Below are 22025 nucleotides of genomic sequence, written 5' to 3' on the forward strand. Positions count from 1 at the left end.
CCGCCCCCGTTTACGCGCGATGTGAGCCGATGACCGCCAACCCCGATTCCCTGATCCGCTTCCTGCTCCCCGACGCTGGCGTCCGTGGCGTCCACGTGCGCCTGCAGGCCACCTGGCAGGAAATCCTGTCCCACGCCGAGTACCCGGATACCGCTGCCGAGCTGCTGGGCGAAGCCTGCGTGGCTTCGGCGCTGTTCACCGGCCACACCAAGATCGATGGGCGCCTGTCGATCCAGCTGCGCAGCAGCACCGCCCTGCGCACCCTGTCCGCCGAATGCACCGCCGCCGGTACCCTGCGCGGCATCGCCCAGCTCAGCGAAGGCGCCGATGCGCCGCGCGACCTGTCCAGCCTTGGCGATGACGCCCTGCTCGCGATCACCATCGAGAACCCGGGCCTGGACCCGCGTGAACCACAGCGTTACCAGAGCCTGGTCGGACTGACCGCACCGGAGCTGGACGAAGCCTTCGAGGACTACTTCCGCCAGTCCGAGCAGCTGCCGACCCGCCTGCTGCTGGCCGCCGACCGCAATGGCGCCGCCGGCCTGCTGCTGCAGAAGCTGCCGGGCGACGAAGGCGACGAGGACGGCTGGGCGCGCGCCAGCGCCCTGTTCGAGACCCTGGGCAAGGCCGAACTGCTGGCCACCCCGGCCGAGCAGCTGCTGCACCGCCTGTTCCACGAGGAGAAGCCGGCGCTGATGGGCGAAAAGCCGCTGTCCTTCGCGTGTTCGTGCTCGCGTGAGCGGGTCGCGTCGATGCTGCAGTCGCTGGGTGAGGACGAGGCCCGCGCCGCCGCCGAAGACACCGGCGCCGTCGAGGTGCGTTGCGAATTCTGCGGGCGGGAGTATCACTTTCCGTTGACGGAGTTCGGCATACTGTTCCACGGTGCCGAGGGGACGGTGCCGGCACCTGAACGGCTTCAATAAAACAGCTTGTCTTGCATCTGGGGGGATCAAGGCTTGTTAAGAATTCATAAACACCCTACGATCAAGTTCCCGTATCTGCGGGAACTTCCGTTGCCCTTTCCTGTCTGAACTGGTTCGATGCGTACCTTCCTGCGTCTACCGCTGGCCATGATGATCGCCCTTGGCGCGATCACGGGCGTGCATGCGCAGAGCAAGGATACCCGCACCGTGCTGCCGGTATGGAACAAGGGCAGCGGCAAGGTCGAGGCCCTGCTGTACCTGGAGCCGACCGGTGAACAGGCGGCCGGGGCGCGCTGGCATTTCGGCCGCAACTCGCTGGATGCAGCCTTTGGCCTGTCTTCTGGCGATTCGTTGGGCCTGCTCTGCAGCAGCAGCGGGACCAGCATGAGCGGTCTGGCCAGTCACTGCATGCTGGCCAGCCTCGGCGACGAGGACGACCTCAACAGCCGGCGCTTCACCGGCACCGCCGCCTTGAACCGTGGCAGCAGCCGCCTCGGCATCACCGCCGGAACCGGCCGTGAAACCCTGCCGGCGTGGCTGGCAGGCCCGAACAAGACCCCTTCGCTGCGTGCCGAGCAGAATGACCTGACCGTGTTCGCGCAGAAGAACATCGGCCGCGAAGGCTTCGTTTCCATCGCCGGCACCTACGCCAAGGCTCGCCTGGTACCGCTGGCCGATGCTTCGCCGGCCATCGCCGACCGCTGGGACAGCAAGAGCCTGAGCATCGGCGCCGGCTACGGCAATTTCACCGGCAGCATCATTGGCCGCGTCATCGATGTGCCGGGCAAGCCCGGCAAGTGGGAAGGCCTGGGCATCGGCCTGACCTGGCGCACACCGTGGTCCGGCCAGCTCACCGTGGGCGCCGAGAACGTGATCAGCCGCGGCAAGAATCCGTTCTCGCCGCGCAACGAAAGCAACGACGACGGCACCGTGCCGTACGTACGCTACGAGCAGGACCTCTAAAGGCCCTGGTCTCGTCGCAGCGGCAACGCTGCCGAACGCCCTCCCTTTTTCCATGGTGCCACCGCCACCAGCGTCGCGCTGCGCGCAGCTTCCGCTCGTGCGCCAGACATGCATCGCCTTCGCGCCCATGAAAAAAGCCACGCCCCTTTCGGGGCGTGGCCATGTCACACGTACGGATTACGCCGCGGTCAGAAGCGCTGGGTGTACTTCATGTACAGGAAGCGACCGATGTCGAAGCCACCGTAATAGGAGACGTTCGCGCTCGGCTGGCTGTACATGGTCGGGCCCACGCGGCCGAACACGTTGTTGGCACCCACGGCCACGGTCGCATTCCACGGTGCGTTCCAGCGCAGCTGGACGTCGTTGAACACGGTCGCGCCACGCTGGTTGGTCGCGCTGCCCACCGCCACGCCCTGGTTGTTCGGCGAAGCGTAGTTCGGCAGGTTGCACTCTTCCGGGAACGTCACGGCGCTCAGGCACGATTCCTTCATGCCGGAGAAGTAACGGACGGTCCAGCTGGCACCGAAGTCACCCATTTCCCAACCCAGGTTCAGGTTCGAACGCACGCGGAAGGCGCCGCCCGCCCAGCCCACGCCGGTGCGGGGATTCGGGTGGGTGACCGGGTTCTTGGTGGTGACCAGGTCGTCACGCGAGGTGTAGGTGCTGGTCCACTGCGCGCTGAAGTTGCCGAAACGATCGGTCGGCAGGCGGTAGCTGACATCCAGGTCGAAGCCTTCCACCTCGCGGTAGCCGGCGTTGATGCCGGTGCGCTTGAGGTTGTTGACGATGCCGGTCACCGGATCACGCGTGAACGCCGAGCAGCGTGCCGCGATATCGTTGATGTAGCAGTCGTTGAGGATCAGGTTGGCCGTGTCCGAGATGATGGTGTTCTCGACGCGGATTTCCCACCAGTCCAGCGACATGTTGAAGTTCTGGATGAAACCCGGGCTCCAGACGAAGCCCAGGGTCTTGGACGTCGAGGTTTCCGGGGTCAGCTGGTCGTTGGAACCGGAGACGAAGGCCAGCGGGGTCTGCGACGATGCAGCGGTGGTCGGGGTGAAGCCCTGCTGCTGCTGGCGGAAGTTGTTGACGTTGACGCCGGCCGGCAGTGCAGCGGCGCAACGGGCACGCACCGCAGCGTTGGTGCGCGCTGCACCGTAGACCGAATCGCACGGATCGGTGAAGAAGTCGAACGACTGCGAACCGCCGCTGTACAGGTCGGCGATGGTCGGGGCACGGAAGCCTTCCGCCCAGGTACCGCGGATGAGCAGCGAGTCGATCGGCTTCCACTTGAAGCCGAACTTGCTGTTCAGCGTCGTGCCGAAGGTGTCGTAGTCCGAATGACGGGTGGCCGCGTTGAGGCTCAGCTCGCGGGCGCCCGGCAGGTCGGCCAGGATCGGCACGTTGAACTCGGCATAGACTTCGTCAACCTTGTAGCCACCACCGGTCGGGAAGTTGGCCAGGCCGGAGGTGTTGCCCGACTGCACCAGCGCGTCCGGGCTGAAGCTGCCCGTTTCCTTGCGGTGTTCGATACCCACGGCGAAGCCCAGGTCGCCGGCCGGCAGGGTGAACAGGCTGCCGGCGAGGTTGGCGGTGACGACCTTGGTGGTGGTCTCGGCGGTGGAGTGCGCAGACGGGAACAGCAGGTTCTGCAGGGCGGTATTGCCGGTCAATGCGCCATTGGCACCGTTGCTCTGGATGCCGGCATGCAGGAACGGGTTGTACGGCACGCACTGGTTCAACCCGATCGGGTTGGCCACGGTACCGCACTGCGCCACGCCGCTGCTGTTGATGAACGACGGACCCACGGCCGCACGCAGCGCGGTCAGGTTGAGGTCGCCGGTGCTGGTCTGGACCAGCTTGTTGTTGTTGTACAGGTAGCCGACATCCCAGTCGAACAGGCGGTCGGAGAACTCGAAGCTGCCTTCCAGGCCGCCGCTGAAGCGGAAGGTGGTCAGCTCGGCGCGGGTGTTGCGCGGTACTTCCGAAGTACGACGCCACCAGTTGGCGATGTCAGCACCCAGCGGATTGAACACACTTCTGGCCGAAATCGGCGAACCGAAGGCCAGTGCGCCGTACGGATAGCCGGCGATCTGGCGGTTCGAATCGCGGAAGCTGTACAGCATGTTGGTGCGCAGGCGCACGTTGTCGGTCAGGTCGTAGATGCCATCGACGAACACCGCACGGCGCTCCTGCGGGGTACGCAGGTCGGTCTGCAGGTTGGTGTTGGTCTTGTCCTGGGTGGAGAAGCTGTTGACGTTCTGCGCGATGTAGTCGGCCTTGTTGCTCGCGTTGCCACCCTCACGCAGGATCACGCGCACTTCGCGGTTCGGGTTGGATGCACTGGCGGCCGGATAGGTGACGCCCGGCAGGCCATCGGCCGGACGGCTGACGAAACCGCCGAACTCGCCGACGGTGGTCCAGCCGAAGTCCGGGTGGTTGGCGCTGCGCGGGAACGCACCGTACGGACGATCCGCCGCCCGCACCTTGTCTTCCTTGGCGTACTCGGCACCGATGGTCAGCGAACCGCGCTCACCCTTCACGCCCATGGTGAAGTCCATGGTGCGGGTGGCACCGTCGCCTTCACTGTACTGGCCGTAGTAGACGCTGCCGGTGGCGCCTTCGAAGTTGGTACGGGTGATGATGTTGATGACGCCGGCGATGGCATCGGAACCGTAGATCGACGAAGCGCCGTCCTTCAGCACTTCGATGCGCTCGATGGCCGAGACCGGCACGGTCGAGATGTCCTGCAGGCCACCGGTGGTGATGCCCAGGCGCTTGCCGTTGAGCAGCACCAGGGTGCGGGTGGCACCCAGGTCGCGCAGGCTGATGTAGGTGCCGCCGACGGCTTCGCCCGAGGACAGCGGCTGGGCACGGCTGATCGGCGGCGTACCCACGGCGCTGATGTTCTGCAGGATGTCAGCGACCGACGAGAAGCCCTGCTTCTCGATGTCGGCGCGGCTGAGGGTCAGGACCGGCTGGGCAGTTTCGACGTCGACGGTACGGATGCGCGAACCGGTGACTTCAATGCGGTCCAGGTTGGTGGCGGTCTGGGCAGACGCCACACCGGTGCCGGCAACGGATGCGGCGCTGGCGGCCAGCGCAACGCACACTGCATCGCGCAGCTTGTTGCTGTTCAACTTCATGGGCTCTCTCTCCATGGATCTTGGGTTGTGTGCTGAGTCCAACCGACGTACCCCAAAAGGGAGGCACAAAAAACGGCTGGTGACCCGATAGTAGCCACACTTGATCTGGAATTAAAGAGTCGTTAAGAAAACGCCCAAATCGCGTGAAACCAGTCTCACTACGACATACGTTGGCGCATTGAGGTCGCCCTGCAAGGCGCATTCGGCACTTGCAGGGCGCCGTTTTCCCATTCAGCTGGGAATGAGCGTCTCGATCAGATGCTCGACATAGGCCTCGAAATCCTCGCGGGCCTGCTTGGGTTGCTGCAGCTGCAGCGAAAGCTGCAGGAAGCCAACGTAGGCTGCATAGGCCAGGCGTGCGCGATGCCGTGCATCGGTGGAGCTGAGCCCGGCCTGGCGGAACGAAGCAACCAGGTAGTCGAGCCGGCGCTGCGACACGCGGTCGATCACCGGGCGCACCATCGGGTGGTCCAGCGCCTTCAGCAGTTCGCTGTAGATGATGTGCGGCTGCACTTCGTGCGCCACCATCTGGAACAACTGGCGCAGGCGCACGCGCGGATCCGGCACATCCTCCAGGCTGCCGAACACCTGTTCCTGTTCGAACAGTTCCCAGCGTTCCAGCGCCGCCTGCAGCAGCGCATCACGCGACGGGAAGTGCCAGTAGAAACTGCCCTTGGTCACACCCAGGCGCCGCGCCAACGGTTCCACCGCGACGGCACCCACACCTTGTTCAGCAATCAGATCGAGAGCTGCCTGGGCCCAGTCTTCGGCACTCAGGCGGCTGTTGCGGCCGGCGCGCGGTTCGCCGGCGGAAGCGTCAGGTTGATTCATGGGCTGATTTAACCATACGCCGGGGTTCGTTGCAGTACGCGGTTGCGGCCGAAACCGTCGCGGCGCCCGCCTGGGCACCTGCCGCAGCGCACCATACCGTGCAGTATTGACTTCCCTCACAAGCGCTCCATACTAGCAAGTATGGTTACGTCCCCTACTCCCGCTGCGTTCCATGATCTTCGCCTGGAGGCCGCCCATGGCGCGCGCCTGGCTGCGACTGCCAGCGACCATGGCCGCCGTGGCCGGGTGCTGTTCGCGCATGGCTTCGGCCAGACCCGGCATGCCTGGAACGCCACCGCGCGGGCCCTGTCTGCGGCGGGACTGCAGACATTGGCCTACGACGCTCGTGGCCACGGCGATTCGGACTGGAATGCCGCCGAACTGCCCTATCACGGCGAACAGTTCGCTGATGACCTCATCGTGCTGGCCGGGGAACAGCCGCGCCCGCCGGTGCTGGTCGCAGCCTCGATGGGTGGCCTGTTCGGCCTGCTGGCCGAATCGCGCTGGCCGGGCCTGTTCTCGGCGATGGTGCTGGTGGACATCACCCCGCGCTGGGATACCGCCGGTGTTGAACGCATCCTGGCCTTCATGACCGCCCATCCCGACGGCTTCGCCTCGCTCACCCAGGCCGCCGATGTGATCTCGGCCTACATGCCGCACCGTCCGCGCAAATCCGAGCAGTCGCTGCGCGCGCTGCTGCGCGAGGACGGCCAGGGCCGCTGGCGCTGGCACTGGGACCCGCGCCTGGTGGCCGAACTGGCGCGCGACAGCGAGCAGCACCAGGATGCGCTGGCCGAGGCCGCACGCCAGGTGAAATGCCCGCTGCTGCTGGTCAGCGGCGGCCGCAGCGACCTGGTCACGCCACAGACCGTGGCCGAATTCCTGGCGTTGGCGCCGCACGCGCGTCACGTACAGCTGCCGCAGGCCACGCACATGGTCGCCGGCGATGACAACGACGCCTTTACCGCTACTGTGTTGGACTATCTGGACGTGTTGCCCGCAGCGGATGCTGCGGCTTCGTCCGCCACAAACGAGCACGTCACCGGAGCACGCTCATGAGCATCGTTCTTCCCTTCCTCGCCCTGCTGCTGGCAGGCGCGTTCGTCGCCTACCACCGCATGCGGCTGGTTACCTGGACGCTGATCAGCGTGGCCCTGCTGGTCGCCTGCTGGTTCATCCCCTACGTCAACCAGACCGCCACGATCGTGGCTGCCGCCGTGTTGGCCGTCATCGCCGTGCCGCTGCTGCTGCCGTTCATCCGCAAGCCGCTGCTGACCGGCCCGATGATGAAGGTGTTCCGCAAGGTGCTGCCGCCGCTGTCGCAGACCGAGCGCATCGCGCTGGAAACCGGCTCGGTCGGCTTCGAGGGCGAGCTGTTCACCGGTGATCCGGACTGGAACATCCTGCTCAACTACCCCAAGCCGCAGCTGACCGCCGAAGAACAGGCCTTCCTCGATGGCCCGGTCGAAGAGCTGTGCACGATGGTCAACGACTGGGAAATCACCCACGTCCACGCCGACCTGCCGCCGGAGCTGTGGGCCTTCATCAAGAAGAACAAGTTCTTCGGCATGATCATTCCGAAGGAATACGGCGGCCTGGGCTTCTCCGCGCTGGCCCACCACAAGGTGATCCAGAAGCTGGCCTCGGTGTCCTCGGTGGTCAGCTCCACCGTGGGCGTGCCGAACTCGCTGGGCCCGGGTGAACTGCTGGTGCACTACGGCACCCAGGAACAGAAGGACCAGTACCTGCCGCGCCTGGCCGATGGCCGCGAAGTGCCCTGCTTCGGCCTGACCGGCCCGTTCGCCGGCTCCGACGCTACCTCGATTCCTGATTACGGCATCGTCTGCAAGGGCGAGTGGAACGGCGAGCAGGTGCTCGGCGTCAAGCTGACCTTCGACAAGCGCTACATCACGCTGGCCCCGGTTGCCTCGCTGATCGGCCTGGCGTTCCGCATGTACGACCCGGATGGCCTGATCGGCGATACCCGCGACATCGGCATCACCCTGGGCCTGCTGCCGCGCGACACCGCCGGCGTTGAAATCGGCCGTCGCCACTTCCCGCTGAACTCGACGTTCCAGAACGGCCCGATCCGCGGCAAGGACGTGTTCATTCCGCTGACCCAGCTGATCGGTGGCGCTGCCATGGCCGGCAAGGGCTGGAACATGCTCAACGAGTGCCTGGCCGTGGGCCGCTCGATCACCCTGCCCTCCACTGCCAGCGGCGGCGCCAAGGCCGGTGCTGCCGTGACCGGCGCCTATGCACGCATCCGCAAGCAGTTCGGCCTGTCGGTCGGCCGCTTCGAGGGCGTGGAAGAAGCGCTGGCCCGCATCGGCGGCAAGGCGTACAAGATCAGCGCGCTGTCGCAGGCCACCGCTGCCGCCGTGGACCGCGGCGACGTGCCGTCGGTGCCGTCGGCGATCGCCAAGTACCACTGCACCAACATGAGCCGTGAAGTGATCTCGGACATGATGGACGTGATCGGCGGCAAGGGCATCATCCTGGGGCCGCGCAACTTCGCCGGCCGCAGCTGGCAGGCGGCGCCGATCGCGATCACCGTGGAAGGCGCCAACATCATGACCCGCAGCCTGCTGATCTTCGGCCAGGGTGCGATCCTCTGCCACCCGTGGGTGCTGAAGGAAATGAAGGCGGCGCAGGATCCGGACACCCGTGCCGGCCTGCAGGAGTTCGACCGCAGCCTGTTCGGCCACATCCGCTTTGGCCTCTCCAATGCCGTGCGTTCGTTCTGGTTCGGCCTGACCGGCGCCCGCTTCGGTGCCGCCCCGGGCGATGCCTACACCCGCCGTTATTTCCGCAAGCTGGACCGCTATTCGGCCAATCTGGCGCTGATGGCCGACATCTCGATGATGACGCTTGGCGGCAAGCTGAAGTTCAAGGAATCGCTGTCCGGCCGCCTGGGCGATGTGCTGAGCCATGTCTACATGACCAGCGCCATGCTCAAGCGCTACCACGATGAAGGCGCACCGCAGGCCGACCAGCCGCTGCTGGCCTGGGCCTTCCATGACAGCGTGCACAAGATCGAGGAATCGCTGTCGGCCGCCCTGCGCAACTTCCCGATCCGTCCGATCGGCTGGCTGATGTGGGCGCTGATCTTCCCGCTGGGCCGCCGTGCCGAGGCCCCGGGCGACCGCCTGAGCCGCCGCGTCGCCGCCCTGCTGATGGCGCCGAACGAAGCCCGCGACCGCCTGGCCAGTGGCGTGTTCCTGACCCCGTGCGAGAACAACCCGGGTGGCCGCATCAACAGCTACCTGAGCAAGGCGATCATGGCCGAGCCGGTGGAGCGCAAGTTCCTGAAGGCGCTGAAGAGCAAGGGCATCGAGGCGCTGGACTTCAAGGCACAGCTGGACGAAGCCGTGGCCGAGGGCGTGATCACCCAGGACGAGCGCAGCCTGCTGGAAGAGCTGCGCACGCTGACCCTGGACACCATCACCGTGGACGACTTCGACACCCATGAACTACGTGCGGCCAGCTACTACGACCGCCAGCACAAGGACCCGCATTCGCAGGCGGCCTGATCGCCCGCGACACGCGTTGCCTTCGACGGCGGGCCTTGGCCCGCCGTCGTTCTATCCGACGACCGGAATACAGACCATGTCCACGCCCCTGCTCTCGCTCTACCACCGGCTGCAACGCTGGCCTGCCGGCACCTGGCTGTTCTCACGCGCGGTGTGCTTCAAGGCGCCCTACTTCGCCAGCATCGCACCGCGCATCACCCGCCTGGAACACGGCCGCTGCGAGGGCACGCTGACCGACCGCCGCAGGGTACGCAACCACATCGGCACGGTGCATGCGATCGCGATGTGCAACCTGGCCGAACTGACCGCTGGGTTGATGGTGGATGCATCACTGCCGAAGGGCATGCGCTGGATTCCGAAGGGCATGCAGGTGCAGTACCTGGCCAAGGCGCGCGGCACGCTGCAGGCGGTGGCGCTACCGGCGCAGCCGATCATGGCGGCGGCACAGGGCTATGCGTTGCCGGTGACGGTGAGCGTGCGCGACCGCGCGGGAACGGAGGTGTTCAGCGCGGTCATCGACATGTGGATGTCGCCGGCGAAGTAGTGTGTTCCCGCGAACGGCGCAGCCCCTCGTGGATGGGTCGCCAAATGCGGTTTATCGGCTGGGCCGGAGGGGTGAGGCCGGGCGGGGACGCCGCAAGTACGTCCGTGTAGGCTTAGCCGCGCCATCCATGGCGCGGATACCCCGCCCGGCCCCACCCCTCCGACCTCTGACAGATCTCTGTGGCGTCCACCCACGCAAGAGAAAAAAGAAGAGCAAGAGCAAAAGCAGAAGCGGTCCGCCGGCCGCTTTTTTCGTGCGCGCAGAACCCACGAGCGCAGCGACCCGCTGTTGCTCTTGATCTTCTCTTCTTCTCCGTGGGCTGGCCGCACACGGAACCTGTCAGGGGCCGGGCGGATGGGCTGGGCAGGGGTGTCCGCGGCATGGATGCCGCGGCCAAGCCCCCAAGGATGGGTTTACGGCGTCCCCTGCCCAGCCCATCCGCCCGGCCAAACCCACGACCCGCATTCCGCGGCCCACCCACGAGGGGCTGCGCCGTTGGCTGGAAACTACGCCACCGCGCGAAGAACCAGCGCCAGGATCGCCGGCACCGCCTGGATCATGAAAATGCGCCGGCTCACGCTGTACGCGCCATAACACCCCGCCACCACCACGCACGCCAGCGAGAACGTCACCAGCGCCGGCTGGTCGATCACCAGCCCCACCACGATGCCCGCCGCCAGGAAGCCGTTGTACAAGCCCTGATTGGCCGCCAGCACGCGCGTGGTCTCTGCCTTCTGCGGCGTGTTGCGGAACGTCTTCAGGCCCAGCGGACGGGTCCACAGGAACATCTCCAGCACCAGGAAGTAGACGTGCAGCAGGGCGACCAGCAGCGTCAGGGCGAGTGCGATCCAGTACATGGGCGGTTCCTTGGACAGGGATGGGGAATGGGGTCAGATCCCTTTCCCTGAGGGAAAGGGATCTGACCCCGGAACATCAGCGGTCGCGCGGCAGTTTCTTTTCTTCGCGCAGCACGCCGAACGCGGCGGCGGTCATGCACGCGGCCACCAGCATGCCGCCGATGAACACCACATGCGAGCCGAACAGGGACAGGCCCTTGTGCACCCAGGCAAAGCTCAGGTCCGCACCGCGGTAGACCACGGTGTCGATGGCTGCGCCGGCCTTGTAACGCCACTGCCGGTCCACGCGGGTGTAGATGGTTTCGCGGGCCGGCTTGGCCAGTGCGAACTCGCTTGCGCGGGTCATCACCTGCACCACCGCCACCAGCAGGGGCATGGGCGAAGCGGCCAGCACCGAGAAGCCGATCAGGATCGCGAAGCCGGGAATCAGCAGCGCCGGTGCGATCCCGTGGCGGGACAACAGCCAGCGGGTCAGGCCCAGCTGCATCAACAGCGCCAGCGCATTCACTGCCAGGTCGATGCGCGAGAAGAACGCGGTGCTCGCTGCGGGGTCGGTGAACGCCGCACGCACGATGGCAGCCTGCTGGTTGTAGAGCAGCGTTCCCACGCCCACGCCGAACACCACCATGATCGCCAGCCAGCGCAGCAGAGGTTCGCGAACAATCAGCTTGAGACCATCCAGCACACTGCCGCCCATCGGCTTTTCGCCCGATACCAACTGCTGCTCCTGCTCGCGAAGCACCGCCCAGTGCCGCAGCCTCCAGATGCTCAACAGGCAGATGGCAAGGAAACCGGCCGACACCAGCATCAGGTTGGCGATGCCCACGCGCTGTACCAGCGCACTGGTGATGATCGGGCCGAGGAAGGCACCGATGGTGCCCGCCGCGCCGATGTAGCCGTAGTAGGCCCGTGCCTGCACATTGGAGAACACGTCGGCCATGAAGCTCCAGAACACCGCCACCGCGAACAGGTTGAAGACGGTGATCCAGAAGAAGAAGGCCATGCCGCGGCCCGGCACGCCGCTGTCGAACATCACGTAGAACCCGAGCAGGGTGACAATGAAGAAGCCGTACACCGCCGGCAGGAACACCCGCCTCGGAAAGCGGCTGACCAGCCAGCCATAGACCGGCTGCAGCACCAGCATGATCACGAACACGCAGGTGAACAGGAACTGCAACACGAAGTCCTTCAGCGCGATGCCATGGCTTCCGAACCAGGCGATCAGCAGCGGTGGGAACACCGTCTCCAGGTCGGCCGACGCGGCCATCGCCTCGCGCACCGGGCGCAGCACGTAGTAGCCGCTGAGCAGGCAGAAGAAGTACAGGAACGACCACCACAGCGCCGGCGACTCGCGCAGCGCCGCCGCCAGCCCCTGCAGCGGCCCTTTCCCCCGTACCGCACTCACGCGGTGTCCCTCGCCTGAAGACGGCGGTTGGACAGCGGCATGGCAGGCTCCGGGGGCGGTGAAGCGCGTACGTTATCCAATGCACTGCAACATCGCCAGCAGGTGGCCGTTTGAAGGCTGCAACGCACTGTCATGGCCGGGCCCGGATGACACGTTCCGATACACGCTTCGGAGGCGTCAAAATTCCAACTTTTTCAACGAGATGCGCATTCATCTTCGCTTTGTTTGTGCACAAGGGAAAAGCGGCGCTAGAATCGCCATCAGCAGTCGCGCACGGGTCACAACGATGAAAAAGAACAGCCTGCGTCGTCCGATCCGTTCGGCGGCCACCGGTTTGCTGGGCATGCTGATGCCTGTTGCCTTGTCCACCACCGCGCAGACACCGCCGGCATTGCCGCCGATGCCGACCAACATCGAATCCGCTGCGGGTCCCACTGTCGCCCACACCCAGCCGGCGGCCTACCGCACCGGCCTGGTGCCGCGCGTGCAGGCCCCGGCGCCCGGCTTCAACGTCGCCAACATCGAATCGATGGCGCAGCAGCTCACCTATGGCGAACGCGTGCCGGGCATGGCCGTGGCGATCGTGCAGGGCGGCCGTATCCTCAGCGCGCGCGGCTATGGCGTTACCGACGTCAACAATCCGCTGCCGGTCGATGCGCACACCGTGTTCCGCCTGGCCTCGCTGTCCAAGGCCTTCGCCGGCACCATGGCCGGCCTGCTGGTCAACGACGGCACGCTGCGCTGGGACAGCAAGGTCACCGACTACGTGCCGGGCTTCCGCCTGAACTCGCCGGAAGCGACCGATCGCCTGACCGTGGCCGACGTGCTCAGCCATCGCGTGGGCCTGCCGTACAACGCCTACGACCGCGACATCGAAGGCAACGCCGAGTACTACGCGCTGACCCAGAAACTGGCCAACACCAGCCTGAAGTGCCTGCCGGGCGACTGCTATGCCTACCAGAACGTGGCGTTCAGCCTGATCGGCGACGTTGTCTACGCCGCTTCCGGCAGCTTCTACGAGCAGTCGGTCGAGCGCCGCATCTTCAAGCCGCTGGGCATGAACGATGCCAGCCTCGGCCTGGCCGGCATCCAGGCCAGCTCGCGCTGGGCGCGTCCGCACGTGCGCAGTCGCAACGGCTGGGTGTCGCTGACGCCGAAGCCGACCTACTACCGCGTCGCCCCGGCGGCTGGCGTCAATGCCAGCGCCAGCGACATGGCGCAGTGGCTGCTCGCCCACACCGGGCACCGCCCTGACGTGCTGCCGGCGCCGCTGCTGGCCACCCTGCACTCCAGCCTGATCAACACCCCCGGTGAGATGCGTTCGGGCTGGCGCCGCGAGCGCCTGCATTCGGCCGGCTACGCACTGGGCTGGCGCACCTTCGACTATGCCGGCCACGACGTGGTGTTCCATGCCGGCGCCGTGCAGGGCTACCGCGGCCTGGTGGCATTGGTGCCGGAACGCGATCTCGGCATCGCCATCATGTGGAATGGCGAAAGCGGCCTGCCCAGCGGCCTGCTGCCGACCGTGCTCGATTCCGCGCTCGGCCTGCCGGCACAGCGCTGGCTGGATGTGGACACCGACTTCGGCAGCGACAACCTGATGGCCGAAGGCGCAAGCCCGGCGCAGCAGGACAAGCGCAAGGGCAAGGGTGCCTCGAGCAACCGCGCGGTGGCGTCGCCACGCTGATCTGGCGGGCGCGACCGTGAACGGAAGGGGCGGCCTCCGGGTCGCCCTTTTTTGTTGTTTCGTAGAGCCGAGCCGTGCTCGGCTGAGCGGAATTCTGGCGCAAGGCAGCCGAGCATCGGCTCGGCTCTACAGCTCCGCAGCGCTAGTGCGCGAAGTAGTGCATGCCGCCGTCCACTGGAATCACCGCGCCGGTGATGTAGCCGGCCAGCGGCGAAGCCAGGAAGGCCACCAGCGGCGCCACTTCGTCCGGATCGCCGAAGCGCCCGATCGGAATGTTGCGTGCAATGAACTCGCGCCGGCTTTCCTCGGTGGGATGCAGGCGATCAAGAATCTGCGGGCTGTTGATCCGCCCCGGTGCGATTGCATTCACCGTGATGCCCTGCCCGGCCACTTCGGACGACAGGCCCTTGCTCCACAGATGAAGCGCCGCCTTCGCCGCCGTGGCCGCGTTCACCGTGCGCGGTTCCATCGAACCGCTGAAGTTGATCACCCGCCCCCAGCCCTGCGCCTGCATTGCCGGCAGCAGTGCCTGGCTCAACCGTCGTGCGGCAGAGAAGTTCAGCGCCAATGCCTCCTCCCAGATCGCGTCGGCGGCATCGACGGTCGTTGGCCGCGAGCCGCCAGCTGCGTTGACCAGGATGTCCACCCGCTGCAACGCTGCCAGCGCGGCGTCGGCGATGCGGCGCACGTCCCCGGCGTCGGTGACATCGCCCAGCAGGATGATCGGCGCGAGTGCGCCCGCCGCTTCGATTTCCGCCGCCAGCGCCTGCAGCGGTGCCTGACGCCGTGACGAGATGGCGACACGCACGCCCTGCGCGGCCAGTTGCCTGGCGACAGCGGCACCGATGCCACTGCCCGCCCCGGTGACCAGCGCGGTGCGTCCCTCAAGGTTCAAATCCATGGTGTTCTCCTGTCAGCGCGGCCGGTGGATCCGGCCCGTGCGGTGCATGCTGTTTGATCCCCCCTGATTGATAAACTCCGCACAGGTTTCAGCATTCAACACCCGGAGTGTCAGATGAACCTGCTGGAAAGCATGCAGGTCTACGTGCTGATCGTGGACAAGGGCAGCCTCAGCGCTGCGGCGGCAGCACTGGACATCTCCGCGACGATGGCCGGCAAGCACCTGCGTGCGTTGGAGGCACGGCTCGGCATGCAGTTGCTCAGTCGTACCACCCGGCGCCAGCACATGACGCCGTTCGGCGAGGACTACTACGCCCGCTGCCGGGAGATCCTGCGGCTGGTGGAGGAAACCGATGCGCAGGCCCAGCACCAGCACCTGGCACCGGCAGGCACGCTGCGCGTCAGCGCGCCGGTGATCTTCGGCACGCATGCACTGCTGCCGGCGTTGGCCGATTACATGGCGCACTACCCCGAGGTGCGTGTCGACGCGGTGCTGACCGACCGCGTCGTCAATCTCGCCGAAGAAGGTTTCGAAGCCGCCCTGCGTATCGGTACGCTGGCTGACAGCAGCGCGCTGGTCGCCCGTGCGCTGACACCCTATCGATTGATGATGTGCGCCTCGCCCGGATACCTCGCCCGGCATGGTACGCCTTCCGACCTGCAGGCACTTTCCCGGCACCAATGCCTGTCCTTCGAACCCAGCGCACTGGCGCAGTGGCTGCAGGCCGATGCTGGCGGGCTCGACCATGTGCCCACAGGTCGCCTGCAGATCAACAACGGCGAAGCGCTGCGTACGGCGGCGCTGCATGGGCTGGGCATCGTGCTGCAATCGGCACTGCTGCTGGCTGCCGACGTCGAAGCCGGGCGCCTGGTGCAGCTGTTCCCGGAGCATGGCCGGACCGGCCGGCCGATGCACGTGGTCTATGCCCACGACCGCTACCACTCGACCCGCCTGCGCAGCTTCATCGATTTCCTGGTGGAGCGCTTTCCACCGGCGCCGCACCGCTAGCGTCAACTATCGGAAAGGCAGTCGAGCATGGCTCGACGCGGCAAATGGCCCCATAAAAAAACCCCCTCCCCGCTGGGCAGCCAGGGAAGGGGGTTTCAGGATGCGGCTATCGGGAAGTACTTAGATCAGCGGCGCCGGGGTTGCCGGCAGAGCGACCGGAGCGGCCTTCTTCTTGCGGGCGGCCGGCTTGCGCTTGGCAACCTTCTTCGCTGCCTTCTTCGGGGCAGCCTTCTTGGTGGCCTTCTTCGCGGTCTTCTTTACTGCCTTCTTGGCAGTCTTCTTGACGGCCTTCTTGGCAGTCGCCTTCTTGGCGACCTTCTTGGCAGGCTTGCGGGCCGTTGCCTTCTTGGCAGTCTTCTTGGTGGCCTTCTTGACGGCCTTCTTCGCGGTCTTCTTGACAGCCTTCTTGGCAGTGGACTTCTTGGCTACCTTCTTTGCCGCCTTCTTCACTGCCTTCTTCGCAGTGGCCTTCTTGGCGACCTTCTTCGCAGCCTTCTTCACTGCCTTCTTGGCGGTCGCCTTCTTCGCGACCTTCTTCACTGCCTTCTTGGCAGCGGCCTTCTTCGCGACCTTCTTCACCGCTTTCTTGGCGGCGGGCTTCTTCTTCGCAGCTTTCTTGGTTGCCATGGGATGGCTCCTCGTCAGTGATAGGGAGTTGAAACGCCCAGGTGGATCAAACCCGCGGATGCTGCGTGCGGGGACCGCCGGCGCGTCAGGCGCGCCGTTACGGATACGGCAATGCCCGCCTCGATCGGCGGAGCGGGCATCGGAACGGGAAGTGCCTTGCATTTCTCCGGGGGAAGCGGGGCCATGTCCACCGTCATCAGGGTCGCGGTGGTCTTGAAGGGGCTGCTTCGCATCGGACGATTGATTCTGCGCACTCGGTTGGGCAGGCAAGGTCTGCTGAGGCGAAACCTAATCACGGTTTTTTTTACTGTCAACAACCCCCGCGAAAAATTTTCACATCCGCGCCATCCACGGTGTTGCCTGCACGGTCGCCACGCTCCGCCTTCGACGACCACCAAAGCGCCACGCACGCACGTTACCTGCAACGACAACGACGCAAGCGTTGAACAAAAAGCACTTGAAATAAGCACTCCGCGCAGATGCATGCATGTTGGCGGCCACTGCATGCACGCATCGCCAGCAGCGGTCGCCGCCCCCACCAACGCCAGCACAACGGCACCGCAACGGGGGGCGAAAAGTTTTCACATCCGGACGCGTCGGCGCGGGGTGGAAACGCGGATTTGCGCAAAACTGCGCACGCCCCTCGGTACCGTTCGCGGGTCTGCTGATGCCGCGTCGAGGGCGCGCAGCAAACCCTGCGTCATGAGCCGACGTACTCGCCAAAACAAAAACGGCCACCCGAAGGTGGCCGTTGCAGAACCCGGAAACGACGACTCAGTGGTCGTCGTTCTCCAGGGCTTCGGCGTACGCGTCCGGGTCCAGCAGCTCGTTGACCTCTTCAGCGTTGGTCAGTTCGACCACGAACATCCAGCCTTCGCCGTAGGCATCTTCGTTGATGGTTTCCGGCTTGTCGGACAGGGCCGAGTTGACCTCGACGACCTTGCCGCTGATCGGGCTGTAGACGTCCGAGGCGGCCTTCACCGACTCGACGACGGCGATCTGTTCGCCGGCCTTGGCGTCGGCGCCGACTTCCGGCAGTTCGACGTAGACCAGGTCACCCAGCAGGCCCTGGGCGTGGTCGGAAATACCGACGGTGACGCGGCCATTGCCTTCGACACGGGCCCACTCATGGGACTTGAGGAACTTGAGGTCGCCGGGGATCTCGCTCATGGGACTGCTCCAGAGATATGCAGGGGTGGAAAAAACGGGGCTAGTGTAACCAACCGGCCGCCACTGCTGTCAGTGACGACCGGCATGTTCGGATCAGGCGTCGGCGAGCACGCCGGGCTGGGCCTGGCCTTCGCGCACGAACGGGAACTTGACCACGCGCACCGGCACCTGCCGGCCGCGGATGTCGACGGTGACTTCGCCGAGTTCACCGGCCGGTACACGGGCGAAGGCGATGCCCTTGGCCAGGGTCGGCGAGAAGGTGCCGGACAGGATCTCGCCCTGGCCACCCGCGGTGGTCACCGCCTGGCCGTGGCGCAGCACGCCCTTCTCGTCCATCACCAGGCCGATCATCTGGCGTGCGGTGCCGGCAGCCTTCTGCGCTTCCAGCACGTCGCGGCCGATGAAGTCGCGGCCTTCGTCCAGCGACACCGTCCAGGCCAGCGCCGCTTCGTACGGGGTGATCTCTTCGTCCATGTCCTGGCCGTACAGGTTCATGCCGGCTTCCAGGCGCAGCGTGTCGCGCGCGCCGAGGCCGGCCGGCTTCACGCCCGCCGCCAGCAGGCGGTTCCAGAACGCGACCACGGCATCCTGCGGCAGCAGGATTTCGAAGCCGTCTTCGCCGGTGTAACCAGTGCGGGCGACGAACAGCTCGACGCCGTCGTCGGACTGCACCTGGAGGGCGGCGAAGCGGCCCAGCTTGGTCAGCGCCTCGCGCTCGGATTCGCGGGCCAGGCCGATCACGATCCCGCGCGCCTGTGGGCCCTGCACGGCCAGGATGGCCAGGTCCGGCCGCTGCTCGACGCTGACGCCGAACGGCGCGGCCTGCTCGCGCAGCCAGGCCAGGTCCTTTTCGCGGGTGGAGGCGTTGACCACCATGCGGAAGAAATCTTCGCCCAGGTAGTAGACGATCAGGTCGTCGATGACGCCGCCGCGCGGATTCAGCATGCAGGAGTACAGCGCCTTGCCCGGCACCTTCAGCTTGTCGACCGAGTTGGCCAGCAGGCGGCGCAGGAACGGCTTGACCTGGTCACCGCGCAGGTCGACCACGGTCATGTGGCTGACGTCGAACACACCCGACTCGCGACGCACCAGGTGGTGCTCGTCCAGCTGCGAGCCGTAGTGGATGGGCATGTCCCAACCCCCGAAATCGACCATCTTGGCGCCAAGGGCGCGGTGGGTATCGTTGAGCAGCGTCTTCTGGGTCATGACCGGGTCCGGCAGCAGAGGAAACAAGAATCCCCATTATCCCAGATCGGTCGCCCGCAGGCGCGCCGCAGCGCAGCGGCGGAGCTGTAGAGCCGAGCCTACGCTCGGCTCCCACACGAAGAGCAGCCGAGCATGGGCTCGGCTCTACACGGGGCGGTCTGCCACCTCGACCACCAGCGTGCTGCCCCGTACCGCCACCACCCGCACCAGGCTGCCGGCCTGCAGTTCCGGGCCGCTTACCTGCCAGTACGCATCATCGATGCTGACCCGGCCCTGCCCGCCGACGATGCCCTGCTGCAATGGCACCACCCGTCCGACCAGCTGCTCGGCGCGGCGGTTGAGCAACGGTGCATCGCTGGGTCGCGCCCTTGCCTTGCCCCAGCGCCGGTAGCACTGGATCGAGACCACGCTCAGCACGACGAAGGCAACGACCTGCCACAGCAATGGAATGCCGCTGAACACGGCCACCAGCACGAACACGGCGGCCGCGCCGATGCCGATCCACAGCATGAACGCGCCCGGCGCCAGTGCCTCTGCGGCAAACAGCAGCAGTGCCAGCGCGCCCCAGCCCACGACCTCCCAGCGCATGTCAGCCTCCGATCGGCGGCGGCCGCTTGCCTGCGGCCTTGTTGTTCTGGTCGCCCAGTGCCTGCTTGGCCAGTTCGGCCACGCCAGCGATCGAGCCGATCACACCGCTGGCCTCCATCGGCATCAGCACCAGCTTCTGGTTTGGCGAACTGGCCAGCTCCTTGAACGCTTCCACGTACTTCTGCGCAACGAAGTAGTTGATCGCCTGCACGTCGCCTTCGGCGATCGCCGCCGACACCATCTGGGTTGCCTTGGCTTCGGCCTCGGCCAGGCGTTCGCGGGCCTCGGCATCGCGGAACGCCGCCTCGCGGCGGCCTTCGGCTTCCAGCACCGTGGCCTGCTTCTCGCCATCGGCGCGCAGGATCTCCGACTGTCGCGAACCCTCGGCTTCAAGGATCTGCGCGCGCTTCTCGCGCTCGGCCTTCATCTGCCGCGCCATTGCATCCAGCAGGTCGCGCGGCGGCTGGATGTCACGGATCTCGATGCGGTTGACCTTCACGCCCCACGGGTTGGTGGCATGGTCGACCACGCTCAGCAGCTGGGCGTTGATCACTTCGCGCTGGCTGAGCGATTCATCCAGGTCCATCGAACCGATCACGGTACGGATGTTGGTCTGCACCAGGGCGATCATCGCCACTTCCAGATTGGCTACCTCATAGGCCGCCTTGGCCGCGTCCAGCACCTGGAAGAACACCACGCCGTCCACGCGTACGGCAGCGTTGTCCTTGGTGATCACTTCCTGGCTGGGCACGTCCAGCACCTGCTCCATCATGTTCACCTTGCGCCCGACCCCGTACACGATCGGGATCAGGAAGTGCAGGCCGGGGGTCATGGTGTGCGTGTAGCGCCCGAAGCGCTCGACGGTCCATTCGTATCCCTGCGGCACCATCCGCACCGCCTTGAACAGGATCACCACGGCCACAAAGGCCAGTACCACGGTAAAGAACATGGTCGGGAACATCGCGCTTTCCTTATCGATGACGTCCAGGCCCCAGCATAGCGCGTGAGGGCGGCCCCCAGGGCGGCCGCTACCAGGGTACGCGCCGGCGCAGGATGTCGGCGAACATCACCCAGTCGCCCATGAACGAGTACAGCGGATGCTGGAATGTTGCCGGACGGTTCTTCTCGAAAAAGAAATGACCGACCCAGGCGAAGCCGTAACCGCAGAACAGGGCGGCAAGCACGAGGATGGCTTGCCCGCGCAGGATCGCCGCCGCAACCAGCAGCAGCACCCCGCAGCTGCCGATGAAGTGCAGGCGGCGCGACACCGGGTGGCGGTGCTCGCTGAGGTAGAACGGATAGAACTCGCGGAAGCTGGCGAAGCGGGACATGCGCGTGCTCCGGGGACCAGGGGCGCCCCCATCATGCACCTTCCGGGAAGGGAGCGCTGCCCTTGCAGAGCCGAGCCATGCTCGGCTTGCGCGCGCCCGCGCGGCCGGAAGGAAGAGCAGCCGAGCATGGCTCGGCTCTACACTGATGAGGCGCGCGGCCCGAACATGATCACTGCCATGCCGGCCAGGCACAGCGCCGCACCCAGTATGTCCCAGCGACTGGGGCGGATGCCATCGACCAGCCACAGCCAGAACAGCGCGGTGCCGATGTAGACGCCACCGTAGGCCGCATAGACCCGGCCGCTGGCGGTCGGGTGCAGGGTCAGCAGCCAGGCGAACAGCGCCAGGCTGGCGGCCGCCGGCAGCAGCAGCCAGATGCTGCCGCCCTTGCGCAGCCACAGCCACGGCAGGTAGCAGCCGACGATCTCGGCCAGCGCGGTCAGCAGGAACAGGCCGAGTGTCTTCACGCTTTCTCTGCTGCCTTGGCGTGCTGCCACAGCGCTTCCTGCGCATCCAGGTCCATCGCTGCCAACGCTTCCCCCTGCGCGTCGGCCTGCGCTTCCATCGCACGGAAGCGACGCTCGAACTTGTGGTTGGCCCCGCGCAGCGCCGCGCCCAGGTCGATGTCGGCATGGCGGGCCAGGTTGGCGCAGACGAACAGCAGGTCACCCAGCTCCTCCTGCAGGCGCGCCTTGTTGCCGGCGATGTCGCCGCGCTCGAACTCCTCGCGCAGCTCCTGCAGTTCCTCGGCCGCCTTGTCCAGCACCGGGAGCGGGCCCGGCCAGTCAAAGCCGACCTTGGCCGCGCGCGACTGCAGCTTCACTGCCCGCTGCCATTCCGGCAGGCCGCGCGAGATGCCGGCCAGTGCGGAGGTGTCCTGCTCGCCCTTGGCGGCGCGCTCGGCGCGCTTGATCGCCTCCCAGTTGCGCATCACCCCGTCGGCATCATCGACGCTGACCTCGGCGAACACGTGCGGGTGGCGGCGCTGCATCTTGTCGCTGATCGCGCGGGCCACGTCTGCGAAGGCGAAGCTGCCCTGCTCTTCGGCCATGCGCGCATGGAACACCACCTGCAGCAACAGGTCGCCCAGTTCGTCACACAGGTCGTCGAGGTCGCCGCGGTCGATCGCATCGGCCACCTCGTAGGCTTCCTCGATGGTGTATGGCGCGATGGTTGCGAAGTTCTGCTCCAGATCCCACGGGCAGCCGCCCTGCGGGTCGCGCAGGCGCGCCATGATCGCAAGCAGGCGCTCCAGCTCCTCGGAGGCGGCGCTGCCGGTGGTGGGGGTGTCGTGCGCGCTCATGC

The 22025-nt window shown here is 66.2% G+C and carries 20 protein-coding genes; 7 read left to right on the plus strand and 13 right to left on the minus strand.

Annotation, left to right across the window (positions count from 1 at the left end; genetic code table 11):
- Window positions 1–29 precede the first annotated feature (29 nt).
- Both AASM09_RS17155 and AASM09_RS17160 read left to right on the plus strand, forming a co-directional pair.
- Window positions 30–923: an Hsp33 family molecular chaperone HslO gene (locus tag AASM09_RS17155; protein WP_343368551.1), complete on the plus strand. Its 894-nt coding sequence runs from the start codon at window positions 30–32 to the stop codon at window positions 921–923.
- A 150-nt stretch (window positions 924–1073) separates the two neighbouring features.
- A complete protein-coding gene (locus tag AASM09_RS17160) occupies window positions 1074–1886 on the plus strand; it encodes a hypothetical protein (protein WP_024956328.1) in 813 nt (270 codons plus the stop codon).
- 188 nt (window positions 1887–2074) lie between these two features.
- On the opposite strand, the gene AASM09_RS17165 is transcribed toward AASM09_RS17160, so the two are convergent.
- Both AASM09_RS17165 and AASM09_RS17170 read right to left on the minus strand, forming a co-directional pair.
- Window positions 2075–5032 carry a TonB-dependent receptor domain-containing protein gene (locus tag AASM09_RS17165; protein ID WP_049428118.1) on the minus strand — a complete coding sequence of 986 codons (2958 nt, stop codon included), beginning with the start codon at window positions 5030–5032 and terminating at the stop codon, window positions 2075–2077.
- A 231-nt stretch (window positions 5033–5263) separates the two neighbouring features.
- Window positions 5264–5863, minus strand: a complete 600-nt coding sequence (locus AASM09_RS17170) for a TetR/AcrR family transcriptional regulator (RefSeq protein ID WP_005410690.1) — start codon at window positions 5861–5863, stop codon at window positions 5264–5266.
- Between the two features lie 141 nt (window positions 5864–6004).
- Here AASM09_RS17170 and AASM09_RS17175 point away from each other — a divergent pair, with 141 nt between their 5' ends.
- From AASM09_RS17175 to AASM09_RS17185, 3 genes are all read left to right on the plus strand, one after another.
- Window positions 6005–6922, plus strand: a complete 918-nt coding sequence (locus AASM09_RS17175) for an alpha/beta fold hydrolase (protein WP_049428119.1) — start codon at window positions 6005–6007, stop codon at window positions 6920–6922.
- A complete protein-coding gene (locus AASM09_RS17180; RefSeq protein ID WP_049428122.1) occupies window positions 6919–9396 on the plus strand; it encodes an acyl-CoA dehydrogenase in 2478 nt (825 codons plus the stop codon). The genes AASM09_RS17175 and AASM09_RS17180 overlap by 4 nt, the downstream gene beginning before the upstream one ends.
- 76 nt (window positions 9397–9472) lie before the next feature.
- Entirely contained in the window at window positions 9473–9940 is a 468-nt protein-coding gene (locus AASM09_RS17185; RefSeq protein ID WP_049428124.1) for a hotdog fold domain-containing protein, read from the plus strand.
- Window positions 9941–10446: 506 nt separating this feature from the next.
- Here AASM09_RS17185 and AASM09_RS17190 read toward each other — a convergent pair.
- Both AASM09_RS17190 and AASM09_RS17195 read right to left on the minus strand, forming a co-directional pair.
- Window positions 10447–10797 carry a DUF1304 domain-containing protein gene (locus AASM09_RS17190; protein WP_049431740.1) on the minus strand — a complete coding sequence of 117 codons (351 nt, stop codon included), beginning with the start codon at window positions 10795–10797 and terminating at the stop codon, window positions 10447–10449.
- 76 nt (window positions 10798–10873) lie between these two features.
- Window positions 10874–12202: an NTP/NDP exchange transporter gene (locus AASM09_RS17195; protein WP_049431745.1), complete on the minus strand. Its 1329-nt coding sequence runs from the start codon at window positions 12200–12202 to the stop codon at window positions 10874–10876.
- A 286-nt stretch (window positions 12203–12488) separates the two neighbouring features.
- Between AASM09_RS17195 and AASM09_RS17200 the strand changes: the two genes are divergently transcribed.
- Window positions 12489–13889, plus strand: a complete 1401-nt coding sequence (locus tag AASM09_RS17200; protein ID WP_049431748.1) for a serine hydrolase domain-containing protein — start codon at window positions 12489–12491, stop codon at window positions 13887–13889.
- A gap of 142 nt (window positions 13890–14031) precedes the next feature.
- On the opposite strand, the gene AASM09_RS17205 is transcribed toward AASM09_RS17200, so the two are convergent.
- Window positions 14032–14790 carry an SDR family NAD(P)-dependent oxidoreductase gene (locus AASM09_RS17205; RefSeq protein ID WP_049431750.1) on the minus strand — a complete coding sequence of 253 codons (759 nt, stop codon included), beginning with the start codon at window positions 14788–14790 and terminating at the stop codon, window positions 14032–14034.
- 114 nt (window positions 14791–14904) lie between these two features.
- Here AASM09_RS17205 and AASM09_RS17210 point away from each other — a divergent pair, with 114 nt between their 5' ends.
- Window positions 14905–15798, plus strand: coding sequence for a LysR substrate-binding domain-containing protein (locus tag AASM09_RS17210; protein ID WP_049431754.1), 894 nt, complete (start codon window positions 14905–14907; stop codon window positions 15796–15798).
- A 120-nt stretch (window positions 15799–15918) separates the two neighbouring features.
- On the opposite strand, the gene AASM09_RS17215 is transcribed toward AASM09_RS17210, so the two are convergent.
- The 8 genes from AASM09_RS17215 to mazG form a co-directional block, all read right to left on the minus strand.
- The gene (locus AASM09_RS17215) at window positions 15919–16425 is read right to left on the minus strand and encodes a hypothetical protein (RefSeq protein ID WP_010482724.1); all 507 of its coding nucleotides are present in this window, start codon (window positions 16423–16425) and stop codon (window positions 15919–15921) included.
- Between the two features lie 774 nt (window positions 16426–17199).
- Window positions 17200–17595, minus strand: coding sequence for a glycine cleavage system protein GcvH (gene gcvH, locus AASM09_RS17220; RefSeq protein ID WP_005410701.1), 396 nt, complete (start codon window positions 17593–17595; stop codon window positions 17200–17202).
- Window positions 17596–17688: 93 nt separating this feature from the next.
- The gene (gene gcvT, locus AASM09_RS17225) at window positions 17689–18801 is read right to left on the minus strand and encodes a glycine cleavage system aminomethyltransferase GcvT (RefSeq protein ID WP_049431756.1); all 1113 of its coding nucleotides are present in this window, start codon (window positions 18799–18801) and stop codon (window positions 17689–17691) included.
- Between the two features lie 144 nt (window positions 18802–18945).
- Window positions 18946–19389 (minus strand): NfeD family protein, encoded by a 444-nt coding sequence (locus AASM09_RS17230; RefSeq protein ID WP_049431759.1) that lies wholly within the window; start codon window positions 19387–19389, stop codon window positions 18946–18948.
- Between the two features lies 1 nt (window position 19390).
- Window positions 19391–20350: an SPFH domain-containing protein gene (locus AASM09_RS17235; protein ID WP_049431762.1), complete on the minus strand. Its 960-nt coding sequence runs from the start codon at window positions 20348–20350 to the stop codon at window positions 19391–19393.
- 67 nt (window positions 20351–20417) lie between these two features.
- A complete protein-coding gene (locus AASM09_RS17240) occupies window positions 20418–20720 on the minus strand; it encodes a DUF962 domain-containing protein (protein ID WP_049431766.1) in 303 nt (100 codons plus the stop codon).
- Between the two features lie 137 nt (window positions 20721–20857).
- On the minus strand, window positions 20858–21187 hold the full coding sequence (locus tag AASM09_RS17245; protein WP_049431769.1) for a YnfA family protein: 330 nt from the start codon (window positions 21185–21187) through the stop codon (window positions 20858–20860).
- Window positions 21184–22023, minus strand: coding sequence for a nucleoside triphosphate pyrophosphohydrolase (gene mazG / locus AASM09_RS17250; protein ID WP_049431772.1), 840 nt, complete (start codon window positions 22021–22023; stop codon window positions 21184–21186). Before mazG ends, AASM09_RS17245 begins: the two co-directional genes overlap by 4 nt.
- Window positions 22024–22025: the final 2 nt, after the last annotated feature.

It is taken from the genome of Stenotrophomonas maltophilia (assembly GCF_039555535.1).
Lineage (GTDB): Bacteria > Pseudomonadota > Gammaproteobacteria > Xanthomonadales > Xanthomonadaceae > Stenotrophomonas > Stenotrophomonas maltophilia_Q.

Excerpts from the sequence above, each read along its gene's own strand:
- AASM09_RS17190 (WP_049431740.1), bottom strand. The coding sequence starts at position 10,797 with ATGTACTGGATCGCACTCGCCCTGACGCTGCTGGTCGCCCTGCTGCAC.
- AASM09_RS17185 (WP_049428124.1), top strand. The coding sequence starts at position 9,473 with ATGTCCACGCCCCTGCTCTCGCTCTACCACCGGCTGCAACGCTGGCCT.
- mazG (WP_049431772.1), bottom strand. The coding sequence starts at position 22,023 with ATGAGCGCGCACGACACCCCCACCACCGGCAGCGCCGCCTCCGAGGAG.
- AASM09_RS17165 (WP_049428118.1), bottom strand. The coding sequence starts at position 5,032 with ATGAAGTTGAACAGCAACAAGCTGCGCGATGCAGTGTGCGTTGCGCTG.
- gcvT (WP_049431756.1), bottom strand. The coding sequence starts at position 18,801 with ATGACCCAGAAGACGCTGCTCAACGATACCCACCGCGCCCTTGGCGCC.
- AASM09_RS17235 (WP_049431762.1), bottom strand. The coding sequence starts at position 20,350 with ATGTTCCCGACCATGTTCTTTACCGTGGTACTGGCCTTTGTGGCCGTG.
- AASM09_RS17240 (WP_049431766.1), bottom strand. The coding sequence starts at position 20,720 with ATGTCCCGCTTCGCCAGCTTCCGCGAGTTCTATCCGTTCTACCTCAGC.
- AASM09_RS17230 (WP_049431759.1), bottom strand. The coding sequence starts at position 19,389 with ATGCGCTGGGAGGTCGTGGGCTGGGGCGCGCTGGCACTGCTGCTGTTT.
- AASM09_RS17180 (WP_049428122.1), top strand. The coding sequence starts at position 6,919 with ATGAGCATCGTTCTTCCCTTCCTCGCCCTGCTGCTGGCAGGCGCGTTC.
- AASM09_RS17210 (WP_049431754.1), top strand. The coding sequence starts at position 14,905 with ATGAACCTGCTGGAAAGCATGCAGGTCTACGTGCTGATCGTGGACAAG.
- AASM09_RS17170 (WP_005410690.1), bottom strand. The coding sequence starts at position 5,863 with ATGAATCAACCTGACGCTTCCGCCGGCGAACCGCGCGCCGGCCGCAAC.
- gcvH (WP_005410701.1), bottom strand. The coding sequence starts at position 17,595 with ATGAGCGAGATCCCCGGCGACCTCAAGTTCCTCAAGTCCCATGAGTGG.
- AASM09_RS17160 (WP_024956328.1), top strand. The coding sequence starts at position 1,074 with ATGATCGCCCTTGGCGCGATCACGGGCGTGCATGCGCAGAGCAAGGAT.
- AASM09_RS17205 (WP_049431750.1), bottom strand. The coding sequence starts at position 14,790 with ATGGATTTGAACCTTGAGGGACGCACCGCGCTGGTCACCGGGGCGGGC.
- AASM09_RS17200 (WP_049431748.1), top strand. The coding sequence starts at position 12,489 with ATGAAAAAGAACAGCCTGCGTCGTCCGATCCGTTCGGCGGCCACCGGT.
- AASM09_RS17215 (WP_010482724.1), bottom strand. The coding sequence starts at position 16,425 with ATGGCAACCAAGAAAGCTGCGAAGAAGAAGCCCGCCGCCAAGAAAGCG.
- AASM09_RS17155 (WP_343368551.1), top strand. The coding sequence starts at position 30 with ATGACCGCCAACCCCGATTCCCTGATCCGCTTCCTGCTCCCCGACGCT.
- AASM09_RS17175 (WP_049428119.1), top strand. The coding sequence starts at position 6,005 with ATGGTTACGTCCCCTACTCCCGCTGCGTTCCATGATCTTCGCCTGGAG.